The following is a 262-nucleotide window of genomic DNA, read 5'->3' on the forward strand; positions in this document are numbered from 1 at the left end:
TCCGGAAGTCAGGAACGTTGCGCCCCTCCAGCAGATAAAACGGACGTACCAGGTCATCCAGTGCCTCCCGTCCGCTGCAGTCCAGCGTCACACGCCCGTTACTCCAGCGGTACAGCAGGTTTTCAATAATGATTCTCTTGCCCAGACGGCAGGGATTATTGGTTCTGTAATCCCATGACAATTTCCGCCAGACATCAATCAGTCCCTGTTCAAATGTCTGCATCTTGCTGGCATTCAGATGGCGGAATGTTGCCAGTACATT

The 262-nt window shown here is 52.3% G+C and carries 1 protein-coding gene; it reads right to left on the reverse strand.

The window, feature by feature from the left end:
• The coding region (locus E0D98_RS26555; protein ID WP_131891649.1) for a DUF4942 domain-containing protein at positions 1–262 on the reverse strand (262 nt) is incomplete at both ends.

The organism is Escherichia sp. KCJ4928, from assembly GCF_004352695.1.
In the GTDB taxonomy this organism is placed as follows: Bacteria; Pseudomonadota; Gammaproteobacteria; order Enterobacterales; family Enterobacteriaceae; genus ECMA0423.